Genomic DNA, 16,710 nt, shown 5'->3' on the forward strand with positions numbered 1-16,710 from the left:
ACCGAGGATACGCGCCACCCCGGACAGCCGGCAGGAACGTCACACACTGATCCGGGGAATGCGGGCCTGCCCGGCTCGCCCACGACCCTCACCGTGTCGCCGTACGCGGCCCGCTCCGCCGCCACTCGCAGAATCCGTGACGCGTCCGGCACCTCGCCCGCGCCTCGGCGGCCGCCGTCCTCCCGATCGTCCGCCCGCTCGTCCGTCCGCACACGGTACCGGCTGCGGGCGACGCGAACCCGTCGGCGCGCGACGACGGACGCCCGCGAGACCGATCGGCCCGCGGGCGTCCGTGTTCGTTCACGCGTGCTCGGCGAGCACGCGCCGCACATCGGCGAACGACTGGAATCGCACGAACGCCCCGTCCTCCCACACCGGCTGCAGCTCGCTCGCGGCCTCCTGCTCGGGCGTCGCGCGCTCCACGAGCGTCAGCTCGCCCGCCGCGTCACGGAGGACGGCGAGGCGGCCGGCCGCGGAGCGCTTCACGCCGGAGTCCGTCACGGGGTCCTTCCGCAGCTCGAACGGTTCGCCGTCGACCTCCGCCCACGTCGCCTTGATCGCCGACATGAACGTGTCCCGCGTGCGGTACTGGTAGGTGAACGAGCCGACCCCGAACACGACGTTCGTGGAGCAGAAGCCCTTCGCCGCGAGGCGGTCGATGATGCGCTCGGCACGCTCGCGCGTGATGGAGTCGCCGTAGATCGCGCCGATGTGCGGGTCGAGCTCGCGGAACCCGGCCGCGTTAACCGTGCCGCCGAACACGTCCCACAGCAGCTCGATCACGCCGCGCGCCTCCGGGGTCTCGCCGCCCGGCTCGCGGTCGGTGCCGCACAGGATGTCGACGGGGTCGCCCGAGTCGGGGCGGATGACGACCTTCCCGTCGCGCGCGAGCACCTCGTCACGCAGCGACGGCAGGAAGTCGGTCAGGACGGTCCACAGGTCGAACGTGTCGGAGACGATCGAGACGATGCCAGCGGGGTAGAGGCCGAGCAGTCGCTTGAACATCGCCCGCTCGCCGATCGTCGCCGTCCCGGCGCACATGACCGAGTGCTCCGTCGCGGGTACCGAGCCGGCGACGTAGGCGCCGCCGTAGTTGCGCTCGATCCAGTCGAGGCTCACGAGGGAGTCGGTGCCCGTGAAGCTCAGCAGGTGGCCGGCGCTCGAGGCCGCGGCGGATTCGGCACTCGACATGCCGCGGAAGGAGAAGTCGTGGCCCTGCCAGTCGACCGCGGCGGCTGCGCCGCCCGTGCGCGTCGCGCCCGCATCGAGCACGCGGCGGAACTCGCGGGCGATCGTCGCGGAGGTCGACGGGGCCCACACCTCGGCCGAGAGGACGGTCTCGAGGTAGTTCGTGAGCCAGAAGAACTCGGGCTCGGTGTTCTCGATCGTGAAGGAGGGCACGCGCAGTGGCACGGGCGTGCCCTCGGGCACGGCGCTGAACCGCAGCGGCAGGGTGCCGCGCCGGTGGAGGGCGCGGATGTGGTCGGAGCCGATCGTGTTCGGGCCGAGGATCTGCGCGAGGCGTTCCTCGTAGAGGGCGCACACCTCGTCCTCGTCGGCGGCGAAGAAGGGGGCGAAGCGGGCTTCGAGGCGCACGAGGAACGCCTGCAGACCGAAGTGCACGACGTGGGTGACGCCGGGTTCGCGCGAGCCGCGGTTCGTCCAGTTCGAGTAGACGGTCTGCACGTCGCCCGCGAGGCGGTACTGCTGGATGTGGCCGAGCTTGTACGCGTCGGTCTCCATGAGTGCCGCGATGGGGGCGAAGCGGTCGCTCGTGTCGCGGCCGACGCCGGCGTTCGGCGCGGTGGTGCTGCCGGTGGTGGGGTTCTGGGTCGTGGTCATCGTTCGTTCCCTCGCTCGTTCCGGGGGTCGCCCGGGCTCGTGTCGTCGTGGATCAGGTAGGGGTGGAGGCGGATCACACGGGCGCCGATCTCCGGGCGGCGGGCGCCGGGGTGGCTGTCGGTCGTGATGATCTCGCCGTAGTGCTCCGTGAGGCGATCGGCGCGGCCCGAGAAGATGCCGTGGCTCACCCAGAGCGTGAGTCGTTCGCGGGCGACGCCGGTCGATTCGGCGAGTGCGACGAACGTGGCGCCGCCGTCGCACACGTCGTCGACGACGAGCAGCCGGCCGTGGGCGGGCAGTGTCGGTGGCGCGTAGGACAGGAGGGCTCCCGTCGCCTGGTCGCGGTGCTTCTCGGCCGTGAACACGGGCAGGCCCACGAGCTCGGCGACGCGCGTCGCGCGGTCGCGCGCCCCGGCGTCGGGCGCGATGATCCCGACGTAGTCGCCGGGGAGTCCGTGTCGCCCGAACACGGCGTCGCGGACGGCGGACGCGCTGTGCACGATGCGGACGTCGTCGACGAGCCCCGGGGCGACGGGAGAGTGCGGGTCGAAGACGACGACCTCGTCGAGGCCGGCCGCGTTGATGAGGTTCGCGTAGACGCGGGCGCCGAACGGCGTTCCGCGGTCGGCGCGTGCGGCGGGGAGGTAGGGGATGTAGGCGACGGAGCGGACGCCGCGCTCGCGGGCGACGTCGGCCCACAGTGCGAGCAGGACGAGGTCGTCGGGCTCGGCGCCGGTGAGGACGGCGCTCACGGGCGTCTCCCGCTCGGGCCAGGCGAAGTGCCACTCGCCGCCCGGGAATCGGAAGGGACGCACCGCGCTGTCGACGGTCCACCCCTCGGGGACCCTGGATCGGAATCGGATGCTCATGGCTCTCACTGTACACGCTAATCGTCATCTTGACGATTAGATCCTTGCTCGGCGTGGCACCGATATCGGCACTGCGCCGGTGTCGGTGCCGATACCGGGGTCGAATCAGGGCCGCGGTGCCGCGCTGAACTCGGCCCTGCCGGGCTCGGGTCAGGGCTGCGGTTCCCGGAGAACTCGGGCCCCGCCGGGCTCGGGTCAGGGCTGCGGTTCCCGGAGAACTCGGGCCCCGCCGTGCTCGGGTCAGGGCTGCGGTTCCCGGAGAACTCGGGCCCCGCCGTGCTCGCGTCAGGCCACGGGGCTCCGCCGAACTCGGCCCTGTCGAGCTCGTGTCAGGGCCGTGGTGCCCGCCGAGCTCGGTCCCCGCCGTGCTCGGGTCGGAGCGGCGGCGCGGTGCCGAACCCGGGCCGCACCGTGCTCGGGTCAGGTCCGCGGCGCCCTGCCGAACGCGGGCCCCACCGGGTTCGTCTCAGGGCCGCGGCCCGAGCCCCCACTCGTAGCCGAGGATGACGGCGTGCACGCGGTCGCGCACGTGGAGCTTCGCGAAGATCGAGTTGATGTGCGACTTCACCGTGGCGTTCGCGAGGTGCAGTTCCGCACCGATCTCGGCGTTGTTGAGCCCGCGCACGACGCCGACGAGCACATCGCGCTCCCGCGGGGTCAGCACGTCCGTCGGTGCCGGTGTGGAGTGCGTCGGCCGCGGTGCGCGCTCGGACCGCCCCGACGAGTCCAGATAGTGCGCGATGAGGCGCGAGGTGAGGCGGGGCGCGACGACCGCCTCGCCCGCGGCGACCGTTCTGACGGCGTCGACGAGCGCCTCGGGGGTGGCGCTCTTGACGAGGAACGCACTCGCGCCCGCCTCGAGGCTCCCGAAGGCGTGCTCGTCGAGATCGAACGTCGTGAGGACGATCACGCGCACGTCCGGGTGGCGGGTGGTGATGATGCGCGTGGCGTCGATGCCGTTCATCCCGGGCATGCGCACGTCCATGAGGACGACGTCCGGCCGGTCGCGGTCGACGAGGGCGATCGCCGCCTCGCCGTCACCGGCCTCCCCGATCACGTCGATGCCGTCGGCGGAGTCGAGGATGAGCGCGTTGCCGGTGCGTTCGAGCGGCTGGTCGTCGACGACCAGGACCCGGATCGTGGTGTCGCCCGCACGGCGCATCATGCGTGCTCGGCCTGACGCTGCGGCAGCGTGGCGCGCACCCGCCACCCCGCGGCCGGTGCACGCTCACCGGACGCGACGGGGCCCGCTTCGAGCGTCCCGTCGAACGCCGCGGCCCGCTCGCGCATGGCACACAGTCCGACGCCCGCCCCGAGCGAGCCCGCCGACGGGTCGGCGACACCGTCGTCGGTGACGGTCACGACGAGCCGATCGCCGTCCGTCGCGACCCGCACGGCGACGCGCGTCGCGCCGCGCGCGTAGCGGAGCGCGTTCGTGAGGGACTCCTGCACGATGCGGTAGACCGTCGTGCGGAGCGCGGGTTCATCGGCGCCGGCCGTGGCGTCCTCGTCGAGGACGACGGGGAGTCCCGCCGTCCGGAACTCTTCGACGAGCGAGGCGAGCGACGGCACGTCGTGGCCGGACGCCGCGATACCCGCGATATCCGGCCCATCCGGCTCGCGAAGCAGGCGGAGGATGCGCTGCATCTCGTCGACCGTGCGGGCACCGACGACGCCGAGCTGTTCGAGGGCGCTGCGCGCGCGCTCGGGATGACGTTCCCACCCGGTGCGGGCCCCGCCCGCGAGCGCGATCATGACCGTGACCGAGTGTGCGACGACATCGTGCATCTCGGCCGTGATGCGTGCCCGCTCGGCCGCCGCGGCGCGTTCCTCGCGCATGACGATCATCGCCTCGACCGCGGCCCGCCGCGCCCTGCTCGCCCGCACGGCGAGGCCGAGCGCGAGCGCCGCGAGCGCGGTCGGCTGCAACAGCACGAACGGGAGCACGTCGCGCAGCCCGAGCAGGACCGCGAGGCCGGCCGTCGCGAGGATCGTCGCCTCGCCGGCGAGGTAGGCGAGGATCGCGGTGCGCAACCTGGTCAGCGACGCGACGGCGTAGACGCCGAACACCGTCTCCAGCATCGCCACCGACGTGCCCTGGCTCGAGATGGGGTTGAGCGCGGCGAGCGCCACGACGATCAGCAGGACCACGACCGGGTGGGATCGCCGCCACCAGAACGCGACGGCCACCCCCGCCGTGCACACGTAGCCGAGCCACGCGTACGCCGGTGGCGCCAGCACGAGCGCGACGAGCGCCGGCACCGTGCAGACGAGGATCACGAGCACGTCGCCGATGCGCGGACGCGCCGCGAACCAGCGCACGATCCGCGGACGCCGCGGAAGCGGATCGAGCAGCGGCGCATCGCCGACCATCGAAACCCGCCTCCCCTCCCGGCGAAGCCGTTCGCCGCCGCGACCCACCGGCCCCTGCGAGCGTACGACCGAGCCGACCGAGCGACCACCACCCACGGGCTGAGGCACACGGGACGGACGGCCTCGACGCTTCCACCCGTGGCCGGTGTCCCCCGCGGAACACGCTCCGTAGCGTGCTGGACATCCCGGCACCACCGAGCACCGCCCCCGACTCCACTCCAGCGCGGCACCACCACCCCCGGCACCGACCGCGGCTCGGCACCGACCGCGCACCGAAAGGCACCGACGCATGCACACGACAAGCGACCCCGAGACCCGCCGACCTGACGCCCCGGGAACCACCTGGCTGCTCCGGGCCGAACGGATCGGCAAGCACTACGGGCACACCACGGCACTGCGTGACGCGTCGCTCACCCTGCAACCGGGCGAAGCGGTCGCGATCACCGGGCCCAGCGGATCGGGGAAGTCCACGCTGCTCCACGCCCTCGCGGGCATCATCGCCGTCGATACCGGCGACATCGTCGTGCGGCGCCCCGACGGCAGCGGCGTCGAGGACCTCGCGACGCTCGCCGACGCCGAACGCTCGGCGTTCCGCCTGCACCGATTCGGCTTCGTGTTCCAGCAGGGCCTGCTCGTCCCCGAGCTCACGGCGGGCGAGAACGTCGCGCTCCCGCTCCTGCTCGCGGGCAGCTCCCGCGCGCAGGCGCTGCAGCGGGCGGACGCGGAACTGGCCCGGCTCGACCTGGCGGGCCTCGGCGAGCGCCGCCCCGGCCAGCTCTCCGGCGGCCAGGCGCAGCGGGTCGCGATCGCCCGCGCGCTCGTCACCGGCCCCACGATCGTGTTCGCCGACGAACCCACGGGCGCGCTCGACTCGCGGACCGCCGAGGATGTGCTCGACGCGCTGCTCGCGACCGTCGACGGCGACGCCCGTGCCCTCGTGATCGTCACCCACGACGAGCGGGTGGCAGCGCGCTGCGACCGCGTCGTGCACCTGCTCGACGGCCGGATCGTGGACGCACGATGAACGCCTCGCCCGCCCTGTTGCTCGCCCTCCCGCGTGGCTCGTGGTCGATCCTCACGTGGTTGCAGGTCCTCGCGTCGGCGGTTTCGACGCTGCTCGCCGTCGCCGTCGCGATGCTCGCCATCGCCTACGGAACGGTCCCGACGGACGAGCCGGGGTACGCGGTCCTGTCCGTCGCGCTCGCCGGCCTGTCGATCGTCCCGCTCGTCACGCTGAGCTCGGCGAGCGCGGGCCTCACCGCCCGCAGCCGGGACGACCGACTCGCGACGCTGCGCCTCCTCGGCGCGAGCGCCGCGCGCGTGCGACGGATCGCGGTGACCGAGGTGACCGTTCTCGCGGCCATCGGCGTCGTCATCGGATCCGCCGTGTCGACGGCGCTCCCCGTCCTGCTCAGCGCGCTCACCGTCCACGGGCAGCCGCTCCGGGCCGCCGAGCTGTGGCTGCCGTGGTGGCTCGCCGCGTCCCTGCCACCGTTCCTCGTGGCGGTCGCGGCGGTGAGCGGCCTCGTCGGTCTGCGTCGCGTCGTGCTCTCGCCACTCGGCGTCCGCACACGGCCGGAGGCGCCGCGCATGAGCCCCCTCCGCGTGGTGGCCGCGCTCGTGGTGCTGGCGGGCGCCGTCGTCGTCACGCGCACCGTCTCGGACAGCTGGGGCGTCGTCGCGGTCGTCGGCGCGCTCGCCCTGACGATGATCGCGGTCATGTCGGTGCTCGGCCTCGTCGGCCCGTTCGTCGTGTCGCGGCTCGCGGCGGCCCGCGCCCGACGCACGTCCGACCCGGCGCGACTGATCGCTGTACGAGGCGTCGCCGACGATCCGCGCGCCGCGTGGCGGCAGGTGTCGGCACTCGCACCGGCGGCGTTCGTCCTCGTTCCCGCAGGCAGCATGCTCGGCTATCTCGAGGTCATCGGCGCGAGCGACAGCCGCGCGATCATGACGACCGATCAGCTCCTGCTGTTCGCCGACGCCCGCACCATGGTGATCGCCCTCGTCGCCGTGACGTTCCTCGTCGTCGCGTGCCAGATCGCGATCACCCAGACGGCCACCGTCATCGAACGCCGCGAGCTGTCCGTCGCGTTGGACCGGATCGGGATGCCCCGCCGCGAGATCGACCGCGCCCGGCGCTCGCGCGTGCTGATGCCCGCGAACGTCGCCGTGATCGGTTCGGCACTCGCGGCAGCGCTCATCGCGACGCCGGTCGTTCTGATGGCGCTCGTCACGGCGCCACTGTTCATCGCGGCGATCGTCGTCGTCCTCGCGCCCGACCGCGGCGAATAGGGCACTCCCCCGTCCGGATACCCCACCCGTCCTGACGGCGCGGCGGTCGCACCGGGGCGGGGCCGCGCGTGCGCGCAGCGGACAGCCGCTGCGCTCAGCCGAGCCCATCCGGGTCGCGCTCGAGCGACGCGAGCCACGCCTCGGCCTCGGCGTAGTGCTCGTCCGTGTCGTTCCCCTCGACCTGCACCGGCGTGCCGTCGGCCTCGGGGTACGAGCCGAGGAAGATCACGTGCGGGCTGTACCGCCGCAGCCCGCGCAGCGCATCGGCCACGCGCGCGTCGTGCAGGTGCCCCTCGAGGTCGATCACGAAGCGGTACCGGCCGATGCGCTCGGGGATCGGGCGCGACGTGATGACCGACATGTTGACGCCGCGCGTCGCGAACTGCTCGAGCATCTGAACAAGCGAGCCCGGACGATCCTCGGGGAGCTCCACGATGAGGCTCGTCTTGTCGGCGCCCGTGCGCGGCGGGAGCGTCGTCGTCATGCTCACGAGCGCGAAGCGGGTGCGCGCCGTCTTGTTGTCCTCGATGCCCTCGGCGAGCACGTCCACCTGGATGCGCTCACGGATGTTCGGCGGCGTGATCGCTGCGTCCACCCGGAGCCCCTCGTCGAACAGCGAGCCCGCGCTCGCGATGTTCGACGTCGCCGGCAGGTGCGTGTGCCCCGGCAGGTGCGTCGTGAGCCACGCCCGGCACTGGCCGTACGCGACGGGGTGCGCCGCGATCGTCTTGACGTCCTCGAGCGCCACGCCCGGCCGCACCGCGAGCGAGAACGAGATCGGCACCGTGTACTCGCCGATGATGCGCAGGCCCGGCGTCGTCGCGAGCGCGTCCTGCGACGCGGTCACGCCGCCCTCGATGCTGTTCTCGATCGCGATCATCGCCGCGACGCTGCGCCCGCTCGTGACGTCCGCGAGCGCCTCGTTCACGTTGTTCACGGGCTTCCACGGCTTGCCCTGCGCCTGCGGCGCGAGCCGCAGCGCGGCCTCGGTGAACGTGCCCGCGGGCCCGAGATACGAGTACGTCTCGACGCCCGTGTAGGCGGAGGGGGCAGCGGCGTCGGGGGCGTCGGTCATCCCCCAAGCCTACGAGTCCCGGCGAGCCGCCCCGCGCACTAGCCCCGGGCGACCCGCGGGTGCCAGACTCGGAGCATGCATGAGCGCGCAGGCACCGCAGCCACACCCGCCGATCTCGTCGACCTCGACGCACTGCTGGCGGCGTACACCGACCTCGTCCCCGACGTGAACGACCCCACGCAGGCCGTCGCGTTCGGCACCTCGGGCCACCGCGGCTCGAGCCTGCGCACCTCGTTCAACGAGACGCACATCCTCGCGATCACGCAGGCGATCTGCGAGTACCGGGCGGCCCAGGGCATCACCGGCCCGCTGTTCATCGGCCGCGACACGCACGCGCTCAGCGAGCCCGCCGAGCGCACCGCCTACGAGGTGCTCGTCGCGAACGGCGTGCGCGTGCTCGCCGATGCCGACGACTCGTGGGTGCCCACCCCCGCGCTGTCGCACGCGATCATCCGCTACAACGAGGACAACGAGGACGACCTCGCCGACGGCATCGTCGTGACCCCGAGCCACAACCCGCCCACCGACGGCGGCTTCAAGTACAACCCGCCGAACGGCGGCCCCGCCGACACGGACGCGACGAGCTGGATCGCCGATCGCGCGAACGAGCTCATCGCGGGCGGCCTCGCCGAGGTGAAGCGCACGAGCGACGTGTCGGACATCGAGCGCCACGACTTCCGCCGCGAGTACGTCGAGGACCTGCGCAACATCCTCGACCTCGACGCGATCAAGCGCGCCGGCGTGCGCATCGGCGCCGACCCACTCGGCGGCGCCTCGGTGCGCTACTGGGAGCTCATCGGCACGGAGTACGGCCTCGACCTCACGGTCGTGAACCCGACGGTCGACCCGCAGTGGGGCTTCATGACGCTCGACTGGGACGGCAAGATCCGCATGGACCCGTCGTCGCCGTCCGCGATGGCCTCGGTGCTCGCGCACCGCGACGACTTCGACGTCCTCACGGGCAACGACGCCGACGCCGACCGGCACGGCATCGTGACGCCCGACGGCGGGCTCATGAACCCGAACCACTACCTCGCGGTCGCGATCGACTACCTCTCGACGCACCGCCCCGGCTGGTCGCCGCTCGCGGGCGTCGGCAAGACGCTCGTGTCGAGCTCGATGATCGACCGCGTCGTCGCGTCGCTGCAGAAGAAGCTCGTCGAGGTTCCCGTCGGGTTCAAGTGGTTCGTGCCCGGCCTGAGCGACGGCAGCGTCGTGTTCGGCGGCGAGGAGTCGGCGGGTGCGTCGTTCGTGCGCCGCGACGGCTCGGTCTGGACGACCGACAAGGACGGCATCCTGCTCGCACTGCTCGCGGCCGAGATCATCGCCGTGACGGGCAAGACGCCGTCGGCGCGCTATCGGGAGCTCGTCGCCGAGTTCGGCGAGCCCGCCTACGAGCGCATCGACGCGCCCGCGACGCCCGCGCAGAAGGCCGTGCTGAAGAAGCTCTCGGGCGACGACATCGCGGCGACCGAGCTCGCGGGCGAGCCGATCACGGCGAAGCTCTCGCACGCGCCCGGCAACGACGCACCGATCGGCGGCGTCAAGGTCGTCACCGAGTCGGCCTGGTTCGCGGCCCGCCCGAGCGGCACGGAGGACGTGTACAAGATCTACGCCGAGTCGTTCCGCGGCCCCGAGCACCTGCGCCAGGTGCAGGCCGAGGCGAAGGCGATCGTCGACGCGGCGCTCGCCGCGGCGTCCTGACCCGGCGCCACTCCACCGCCGCGCAGATCGAATACCGGGTGGTTTTCGGGGTTCCGGTCGACCCGGAACCCCGAAAACCACCCGGTATTCGGCGCTCGGCGCGCGGCGTCAGGCCGGCGGCAGCGGCGACTCCGGCTGCTGCGGCGACGTCGACGCGCGGCCCGCGGTCGTGATGCCCTGCTCGAACTCGAGCGCCATCGAATCGCCCGCCGCGTTCGTACACGTCACACCCGTCGCGAGCGTGATCGTGCACGTGAACTCACCGACCTGCGTCGGCGTGTTCATCGCGAGCGTCGGCTGCCCGTAGGGGATGTCCTGCGTCAGACACGGGAACGTGTAGCCGTTCGAGTCGAGCCCGACGACGGCACCCGACGCGCTCGAGTCGGCACACACCGTGTCGGGGACGGTGAACGCCGGGTTGCTGTGCTGGCACGCGACGCCGTACGTCGGTGACACGACGCAGCGGAGGTTCGCCGACTCGCTCTGGAACGACGTGAACTCGAAGTTCGGATCGGCCACCGCTGCCGGTGGCTGCTCCGGCGGTGCCGCCTCCGTCTGCTCCGGCTCGGCCTGCTGCTCCTCGGGCGAGGCCTGCTCGCTCTGCTCGGGCGATTCGGCGACGTCAGACTGACCACCGCGCATCTGGTTGCCGATGATCACGGCCGAGACGATGAGCAGGATCGACCCGACGACCGCGATCGCGATCGTCCAGAGACGACGCCGCCCCGTCCGGTCGAGTCGACTCCCGCCGGACCCGCCCGCACCGCCGGAGCCGCCGCCCGGGCCACCAGCCCGCGGGCCACGATCCCCCGCGCCGCCGCGGCCTGCCGGCCCGGCACCGGCGGACTGCGCGGCGCGCTGCGCGGGCCGCGCTCCGTGGGCGACGTACTCGGCGCCGGGTTCGACGGTGCCGCCGCCCTGCGGCGCTGCCCACTCCGGCGCGGCGGCCGGTGCGGCGCCCGCGTGCGCGACGCGTGCCGACGGGCTCTCGGTGCCGTCGATCCCCTGCTCGTACCACGGGCGCGCCGAGTCGGCACGGACGTCGTCCCGCTCGTCGTCGGGCTCGTCCTCGCCGCCGAACCACGCGCCGAGGAGGTCCGCGCCGCCGGCGTTCCCGTCGGCTCCCTGCTGCGCTCGCGCGTCCGGGGCCTGCGCGCCGCGGGGGCCGCGGTTCGCTTCCTCGATGCTCGGTGCCGCGTCGAACCTGGTCGTCGCGGGCTCCGCGCCGAACCACGATTCGAGTTCCCGCGCCTCGTTCTCGTCCACGGGCGGACGTCCGGTGGGCGGTGCCGCGTGCTCGGGGGCGCGGTGTTCCGGTGCCCGGTGGGCCGGGGCGCCGTGTGCCGCGTCGTCCGCGGTGCCATAGCCCGCGGTCGGCGGCTCCGGCTCCCACGCGTCGTGTTCGGGCGCCGCGTGCTCGGGGGCGGCGTGGAACGGTGCCCCGTGTGCCGCGGTGTGCCCGGGATCCGCGGGAGGCGCGAACGGATCGTCGACCGCCGCGTGCTCCGGGGCGCGATGCTCCGGCTCGCGGTGTTCGGGGGCACGACGTTCCGGCGCCCCCTGCGCCGGCGAGGTCGGCCACTCGGGGGTCGCCCCGGGACGCGCGAAGGACGCATCGTCCGGCCGCTGGTCGGCCGGCTCCCGGTGCGCGGCCGGGGACTGTCCGAACGTCGGCTGCGAGGTCGGCTCGTTCGCGAACGGCGGCGCATCGATACCCCGCGGTGCCGGCTCGTTCGCGGTCGGCGAGAACGTCGGAGGGGGCGTGAAGGCGGCGGGCGCACCGGCCTCCGGTCGGCTCGGCGGGGGTGTCCCCGCGGCCTGCCGACGATCCGGCGTACCGGCTTCACCGACCCGGCGGTCGTCCGCCGGACGACCGGCGACGCCGGGCGCCTCGAAGATGCTCGGCGCCCCCGACGGACGTGCCTGCGGATGCTGCGGCATCTGCACGATGCCCGTCTGGTCGAAGTCGCGCGAGGAGATGGGCTGCTCGTCGTCGACCACGGGTCCGCCGGGGCCCGCCCCGGTGAGGAGCTCGTCGAAGCTGCGTGGCGCGCTTCCACCACCCTGCCCTGCGGCACCGGCCGCCTCCGGAGCCGGTGGTACGGCGCCGCGTGGCGCCTGCTGTCTCGGCGCCTGCTGTCTCGGCGGCGCGGCCGACTCGGGCCTGGCGGCCTGCGGTGCCGCGTCGTCGGACTCGCCGAACCAGCTCTCGGGCAGCGGGCCGTCGTCCCCGTCGCGCCGCACAACGCCGTGGACCTGCGTGGCCGGGATGTCGTCGTCCTGCCACGACGACGACGCCGGGTGCACCTGCGTCGCCGGGACGTCGTCGTCCTGCCACGACGACGCCACCGGATGCATCTGCGTCGGCGGAATGTCGTCGTCCTGCCACGAGGGCGCCGGGTGCGCCGCCGGGGGGCGCGTCGGCCCGCCGGGCTGCGGAGGCACCGGTCGCGCGTCGGCGTCGCCCGGGGTCGCCTGCGCACGGTGCGTCGAGTGCTCGCCCGCCGGCGCGTCGTCGCGATCCAGTTCACCGGTCACCGACGAGAAGTTGTCCCACGAGCCCCGCTCCGAGGCGGCGGCGAAGGGGTCGGGGGCGGCGTGTGCCGAATCGTCGCGGCCCTCGTCGCCCGGCAGCTCCTCGAACCAGCTCGGCATCGAGGACTCCGTCCCCGTCGGCGCCGAGACCGGCTCGGGCTCGTGCTCGGCCCGGCTCGGCGGGTTCGGCACGTCCGCGGGTGGTCCGCTCGCGGCCGGTTCCTCCGGTGGCGCCCACTCGGAGGCGGCCGCGGGAGGCGTCACGGGGACGCCACCGGTCGGGTGCGCCGGCCGGGGTGCCGCCGGCAGCGGACCGTCACCGTAGCTCAGATCGGGGTTGAACCGTCGCCGACTGCGGCGCATGGGCGCCTCCGTCGGCTGTTCGCCCGCCTCCGGCGAGGGCTGCGGCCCCTTGCGGCGATAGCTCGAGAAGAAGTCGTCGAGTTCGTCGGGGTCGCGCTCGTCCTCGACCGGGTCCGACGCGAGATGGGGCGGCGTCGGTGAGTTCCACTGCACCCCCTGACCCACCCCGACGGGGCGGTGCGGGACGGCGTTCGATGCGTCGGCGGATGCCGCGGCTGCGCTCAGCTTCGTGCCGCACTCGGGACAGAATCGTTGTCCTTCGTGCACTTCGAAACCACACGTGGGGCAATAAGCCATCGTGACCTCCTGGGGAGCGTGAGTGGGATCCCGTCACTCCATTCACTCCAGTATTGCGGACTCGGCGCCGATTCCCACTGAGAACACAGTTCTTGCATCTCCGGTCGGCCATTACATCCCCTCCCGGGAGGAGACCTCCGCGCACCGTTCAGGACGCGTAGTCGGGTGCCGCCGGGGCGCCGAGATACTCCTCGTAGGTGACGAATCCGCCGTCGTGCATCGCCGTCGAGACCTCGACACCGACGTACCGGAAGTGCCAGGGCTCGAACTCGTACCCCGTGACGCCGGTCTGTCCGTCGCCGAAGCGCAGGATGAAGCCGTACTCCCAGGCGTGCGCGGCGAGCCACTGTCCTGCCCGCGTCCCGGAGAAGCAGCCCTCGAGGGCACACGGTTCGTCGGGGGACGAGATGTCGATCGCGAGCCCCGTCTGGTGCTCGGAATAGCCGGGCCGCGCGCTCGTCGCGTCCGCCGCCGCCTGCCCCATGTCGGCGACGTAGCCGTTGTACAGCGATGTCTGCGTCTCGTAGGAGCGGTAGCCGCTCTGCCCGTCGAGGGTGATGCCCTCGGCGGCCGCGGCGGCGAAGAGCACCTTGAGCGCGTCCGCGGCGGGCGCCCGCAGCGAGTGGTCGTTCGAGGAGAGCAGTCCGATGTCCGCGAGCCGCACGAGATCGCTCGGCGCGTAGTCCTGCGGCTGCAGCGGCGTGAGCTTGTTGACGAGCACGGTCACCGAATCCGGATCGGTGATGTCGGTCACGCCGGCCGGCAGTGTGGACGTCGCCGTCGGCGTGGGTGTCTCCGTCGGTGTCGGGGTGCTCGTCGGCGTGGGCGTGCCGGTCGGTGTGCCGGGTGCCGTCGCCGTGGGCGCCTCGCTCGCGGCCGCGAGGCCGCCGGGCAGACCGAACAGCGCGACGTAGCCGCAACCGGCGGCGATGAGGAGGGCCGCGACGGCGCCCACGGCGATCCACACGATGCTCTTCCTGCGTCGGCGCGTGCGGCGGTCGGTCGCGCGTGCGGCCGACCGGCTCGCTGCCGCCGCGGCAGGACCACTCGCGGCGAGCGGGGCGAGCGGACCGTCCTCGTCCCCCGTGTCCTCCTCGTCCCCCGTGTCCTCCTCGTCCAGCAGCGTCCCGTCCGCAGCGCTCCCGGACGACGTCCCGTCCGTCGCGGCCGCCGACGGCGCCTCGTCCCACGCGTCGACGGAATGCGACTCGTCCCACGCGTCCGCGGACGACGACTCGGGCCGTTCGACCGCGGACGAGGGGTCCGGCGCATCACCCGGTGGCGGGCCGATCATCGCCGAGACGTCGCCGAAGCCGTCGAAGCCGCTCGGTGCGCCACTCGCTCGGTCGGCGTGGGTCGGATTCGCTGTCGCCGAGGGATCGGAGTCGTTCTCGGTCGAGTCGTCGCGGGGGCAGGACATTCCCCCAGGGTTTCACACTCACCCGCTCGCGGCCCATCGGCCGTCCGGCGTACGCTACGCGGCATGAGCGAGCAGATCACCAAGGATCCCGCGGCCGACCGCTACATCGTCACCGACGACGGCGAGGAGATCGGGTTCATGAGTTACGTCGAGCGCGACGACGCGATCGTCATCGACCACACGGTCGTGCGTCCGGAGTTCCAGGGCGAGGGCGTCGCCGGCCGGCTCGTGGGCGCCGCACTCGGCGACCTCCGTGACGCGAGCACGAAGCGCGTCGTGCCGCAGTGCCCCTCTGTCGCCGTCTACATCAAGCGCCACCCGGAGTACGCCGACCTGACGACCCGCTGACCACGGGTGCGCGGCGGGGCGGCCCAGCTCAGGCGAGCTCGCCGGCGCGGCGACCGAAGACCATGCCCGCGGTGAGGCCCGATCCGCCCGGATAGTTCTTCGAGAACAGTCCACCGAGCGCCTCGCCGCAGGCGAAGAGCCCGTCGATCGGCGCCCCGTCGTCGCGCACGACGCGGCCGTGGGTGTCCGTGCGCAGGCCACCGAACGTGAACGTGATCCCGCACGTCACGCCGTAGGCGAAGAACGGCGGGGTCTCGATGGGTGACGCCCAATTGCTCTTGACCGGCTCCACGTGCGATGCGCGGCCGTCCTTGACGGTGGGATCGAACGGGACGTCACGGTCGATCGCGTCGTTAAAGGCGCCGATCGTGCGCTCGAACGCCTCGACGGGGATCCCCGCGCGCTCCGCGAGCTCGTCGAGCGTGTCGGCACACTCGACCGAGATGCCCGGCATGTCGTACTCCTCCGTGCGCAGCATGGGGCGCAGCGTCGCATCGAACACCTGCCACGCGACGGAACCGGGCTGGGCGAGGATCTCGCGGCCGTACTTCGCGTAAGTGTAGTTCCGGAAGTCGGCACCCTCGTCGAGAAAGCGCTCGCCGTCCCGGTTCACGAGCACACCGAGGGGATAGGACTGGCGCGTGAGCCGGTTCGTGAGTTCGCGGTTCGACTCGTTCTCGGGCAGGAACGCGTCCCACTGCGCCGAGTGGCACGTCGTCCAGTCGCCGCCCCGGGCGGCGCCCGCGCGGAGGGCCGCCTCGAGCAGTACGCCCGTGTTGTACGGCGTCCCGCGCACCTTCGCGTGCTGCCAGCCCGGTCCGAGTTCGGCCTCCCGCAGCTCGGGGCTGGCCTCGAACCCGCCTGAGGCGATCACGACCGACTCCGCCCGCACCTCCGAGCCGTCGTCGAGTCGCACGCCGACGACGCGCTCACCCTCGCGGAGGAGATCGACGACGAACGCGCCGTAGCGGATCCCGACCCCCTCACGGTGCGCGACGCGCGTGTGGTCGGCGATGAGCCCCTCGCCCCCGCCGACGTTGCCGACGTGCAGTCCACCCCAGAACAGGAAGCTGCCGTCGGGTCGGTCGTAGGCCTGACGCTCGTACATGAGCCGGTAGTCGAGCCCGAGGCCGATGAGCCACTCGAGCGTCGGTCGCGCCTCGGTGACGAGCACCTCGGTCAGCTCCGGGTCGTTTCGCCCCTCGGTCACCTTCACGAGGTCGGCACGGAAGTCGTCGACCGAGTAGGGCGGGACGATCGACCGTTCGTGGCGCTCGTCGGGCACGACGATGCGACGGAGGTCGTCGAGGCCGTCGTGCGGAACGCGCGTCGCGCCGGCCGTGTAGAAGCTGTTGCCACCGGCGCTCGCCTCGTCGCCGCGTTCGAGCAGCACGACGCGTCGTCCGCGTTCCACCGCCGCGTGTGCCGCGCTGAATCCCGCGTTGCCGCCGCCGACCACCACGACATCGATGTCGTTCATCGCTTCCTCCTCGGGAATGTATCTCCACATCGAGACTTCCGGGAACCGAGGCTACGAGCGATCCACGCCGACGGGGGATTCCGGTCGTATTGGACGTAGTGTGCGCGGG

12 protein-coding genes are annotated in these 16,710 nt (G+C 72.9%); 4 read left to right on the forward strand and 8 right to left on the reverse strand.

Going from position 1 to position 16,710, the window contains the following annotated elements; translation table 11 throughout:
- Positions 1 to 300 precede the first annotated feature (300 nt).
- The 4 genes from HNR16_RS14530 to HNR16_RS14545 form a co-directional block, all read right to left on the reverse strand.
- Positions 301 to 1,842, reverse strand: coding sequence for a nicotinate phosphoribosyltransferase (locus tag HNR16_RS14530; protein WP_158041687.1), 1,542 nt, complete (start codon positions 1,840 to 1,842; stop codon positions 301 to 303).
- Complete coding sequence (locus tag HNR16_RS14535; RefSeq protein WP_158041686.1) at positions 1,839 to 2,711, reverse strand: ribose-phosphate diphosphokinase; 873 nt, start codon at positions 2,709 to 2,711, stop codon at positions 1,839 to 1,841. Before HNR16_RS14535 ends, HNR16_RS14530 begins: the two co-directional genes overlap by 4 nt.
- A 466-nt stretch (positions 2,712 to 3,177) precedes the next feature.
- Positions 3,178 to 3,876: a response regulator transcription factor gene (locus HNR16_RS14540; RefSeq protein WP_158041685.1), complete on the reverse strand. Its 699-nt coding sequence runs from the start codon at positions 3,874 to 3,876 to the stop codon at positions 3,178 to 3,180.
- Positions 3,873 to 5,084, reverse strand: coding sequence for a sensor histidine kinase (locus HNR16_RS14545; RefSeq protein ID WP_158041684.1), 1,212 nt, complete (start codon positions 5,082 to 5,084; stop codon positions 3,873 to 3,875). Before HNR16_RS14545 ends, HNR16_RS14540 begins: the two co-directional genes overlap by 4 nt.
- A 289-nt stretch (positions 5,085 to 5,373) precedes the next feature.
- Between HNR16_RS14545 and HNR16_RS14550 the strand changes: the two genes are divergently transcribed.
- Complete coding sequence (locus HNR16_RS14550) at positions 5,374 to 6,108, forward strand: ABC transporter ATP-binding protein (protein ID WP_158041683.1); 735 nt, start codon at positions 5,374 to 5,376, stop codon at positions 6,106 to 6,108.
- On the forward strand, positions 6,105 to 7,379 hold the full coding sequence (locus HNR16_RS14555) for an FtsX-like permease family protein (RefSeq protein WP_158041682.1): 1,275 nt from the start codon (positions 6,105 to 6,107) through the stop codon (positions 7,377 to 7,379). Before HNR16_RS14550 ends, HNR16_RS14555 begins: the two co-directional genes overlap by 4 nt.
- A 94-nt stretch (positions 7,380 to 7,473) precedes the next feature.
- Here HNR16_RS14555 and pheA read toward each other — a convergent pair whose 3' ends face one another.
- A complete protein-coding gene (pheA, locus tag HNR16_RS14560) occupies positions 7,474 to 8,454 on the reverse strand; it encodes a prephenate dehydratase (RefSeq protein WP_158041681.1) in 981 nt (326 codons plus the stop codon).
- A gap of 75 nt (positions 8,455 to 8,529) precedes the next feature.
- On the opposite strand from pheA, the gene pgm reads away from it, so the two are divergent.
- Positions 8,530 to 10,158 carry a phosphoglucomutase (alpha-D-glucose-1,6-bisphosphate-dependent) gene (gene pgm, locus HNR16_RS14565; protein ID WP_158041680.1) on the forward strand — a complete coding sequence of 543 codons (1,629 nt, stop codon included), beginning with the start codon at positions 8,530 to 8,532 and terminating at the stop codon, positions 10,156 to 10,158.
- Between the two features lie 108 nt (positions 10,159 to 10,266).
- On the opposite strand, the gene HNR16_RS14570 is transcribed toward pgm, so the two are convergent.
- Both HNR16_RS14570 and HNR16_RS14575 read right to left on the reverse strand, forming a co-directional pair.
- Positions 10,267 to 13,353 carry a zinc ribbon domain-containing protein gene (locus tag HNR16_RS14570; RefSeq protein ID WP_158041679.1) on the reverse strand — a complete coding sequence of 1,029 codons (3,087 nt, stop codon included), beginning with the start codon at positions 13,351 to 13,353 and terminating at the stop codon, positions 10,267 to 10,269.
- A gap of 148 nt (positions 13,354 to 13,501) precedes the next feature.
- Positions 13,502 to 14,773: a M15 family metallopeptidase gene (locus tag HNR16_RS14575; RefSeq protein WP_179558276.1), complete on the reverse strand. Its 1,272-nt coding sequence runs from the start codon at positions 14,771 to 14,773 to the stop codon at positions 13,502 to 13,504.
- Between the two features lie 63 nt (positions 14,774 to 14,836).
- Between HNR16_RS14575 and HNR16_RS14580 the strand changes: the two genes are divergently transcribed.
- Positions 14,837 to 15,121 (forward strand): GNAT family N-acetyltransferase, encoded by a 285-nt coding sequence (locus HNR16_RS14580; protein WP_179558277.1) that lies wholly within the window; start codon positions 14,837 to 14,839, stop codon positions 15,119 to 15,121.
- A 28-nt stretch (positions 15,122 to 15,149) separates the two neighbouring features.
- Here HNR16_RS14580 and tcuA read toward each other — a convergent pair whose 3' ends face one another.
- Complete coding sequence (gene tcuA / locus HNR16_RS14585; RefSeq protein ID WP_158041676.1) at positions 15,150 to 16,601, reverse strand: FAD-dependent tricarballylate dehydrogenase TcuA; 1,452 nt, start codon at positions 16,599 to 16,601, stop codon at positions 15,150 to 15,152.
- Positions 16,602 to 16,710: the final 109 nt, after the last annotated feature.

Source organism: Pseudoclavibacter chungangensis (assembly GCF_013410545.1).
In the GTDB taxonomy this organism is placed as follows: Bacteria; Actinomycetota; Actinomycetes; order Actinomycetales; family Microbacteriaceae; genus Pseudoclavibacter; species Pseudoclavibacter chungangensis.

Coding starts and splice junctions, on each gene's coding strand:
- tcuA (WP_158041676.1), bottom strand. CDS start 16,601: ATGAACGACATCGATGTCGTGGTGGTCGGCGGCGGCAACGCGGGATTC.
- HNR16_RS14540 (WP_158041685.1), bottom strand. CDS start 3,876: ATGATGCGCCGTGCGGGCGACACCACGATCCGGGTCCTGGTCGTCGAC.
- HNR16_RS14575 (WP_179558276.1), bottom strand. CDS start 14,773: ATGTCCTGCCCCCGCGACGACTCGACCGAGAACGACTCCGATCCCTCG.
- HNR16_RS14580 (WP_179558277.1), top strand. CDS start 14,837: ATGAGCGAGCAGATCACCAAGGATCCCGCGGCCGACCGCTACATCGTC.
- HNR16_RS14555 (WP_158041682.1), top strand. CDS start 6,105: ATGAACGCCTCGCCCGCCCTGTTGCTCGCCCTCCCGCGTGGCTCGTGG.
- HNR16_RS14530 (WP_158041687.1), bottom strand. CDS start 1,842: ATGACCACGACCCAGAACCCCACCACCGGCAGCACCACCGCGCCGAAC.
- HNR16_RS14570 (WP_158041679.1), bottom strand. CDS start 13,353: ATGGCTTATTGCCCCACGTGTGGTTTCGAAGTGCACGAAGGACAACGA.
- pgm (WP_158041680.1), top strand. CDS start 8,530: ATGCATGAGCGCGCAGGCACCGCAGCCACACCCGCCGATCTCGTCGAC.
- HNR16_RS14535 (WP_158041686.1), bottom strand. CDS start 2,711: ATGAGCATCCGATTCCGATCCAGGGTCCCCGAGGGGTGGACCGTCGAC.
- pheA (WP_158041681.1), bottom strand. CDS start 8,454: ATGACCGACGCCCCCGACGCCGCTGCCCCCTCCGCCTACACGGGCGTC.
- HNR16_RS14545 (WP_158041684.1), bottom strand. CDS start 5,084: ATGGTCGGCGATGCGCCGCTGCTCGATCCGCTTCCGCGGCGTCCGCGG.
- HNR16_RS14550 (WP_158041683.1), top strand. CDS start 5,374: ATGCACACGACAAGCGACCCCGAGACCCGCCGACCTGACGCCCCGGGA.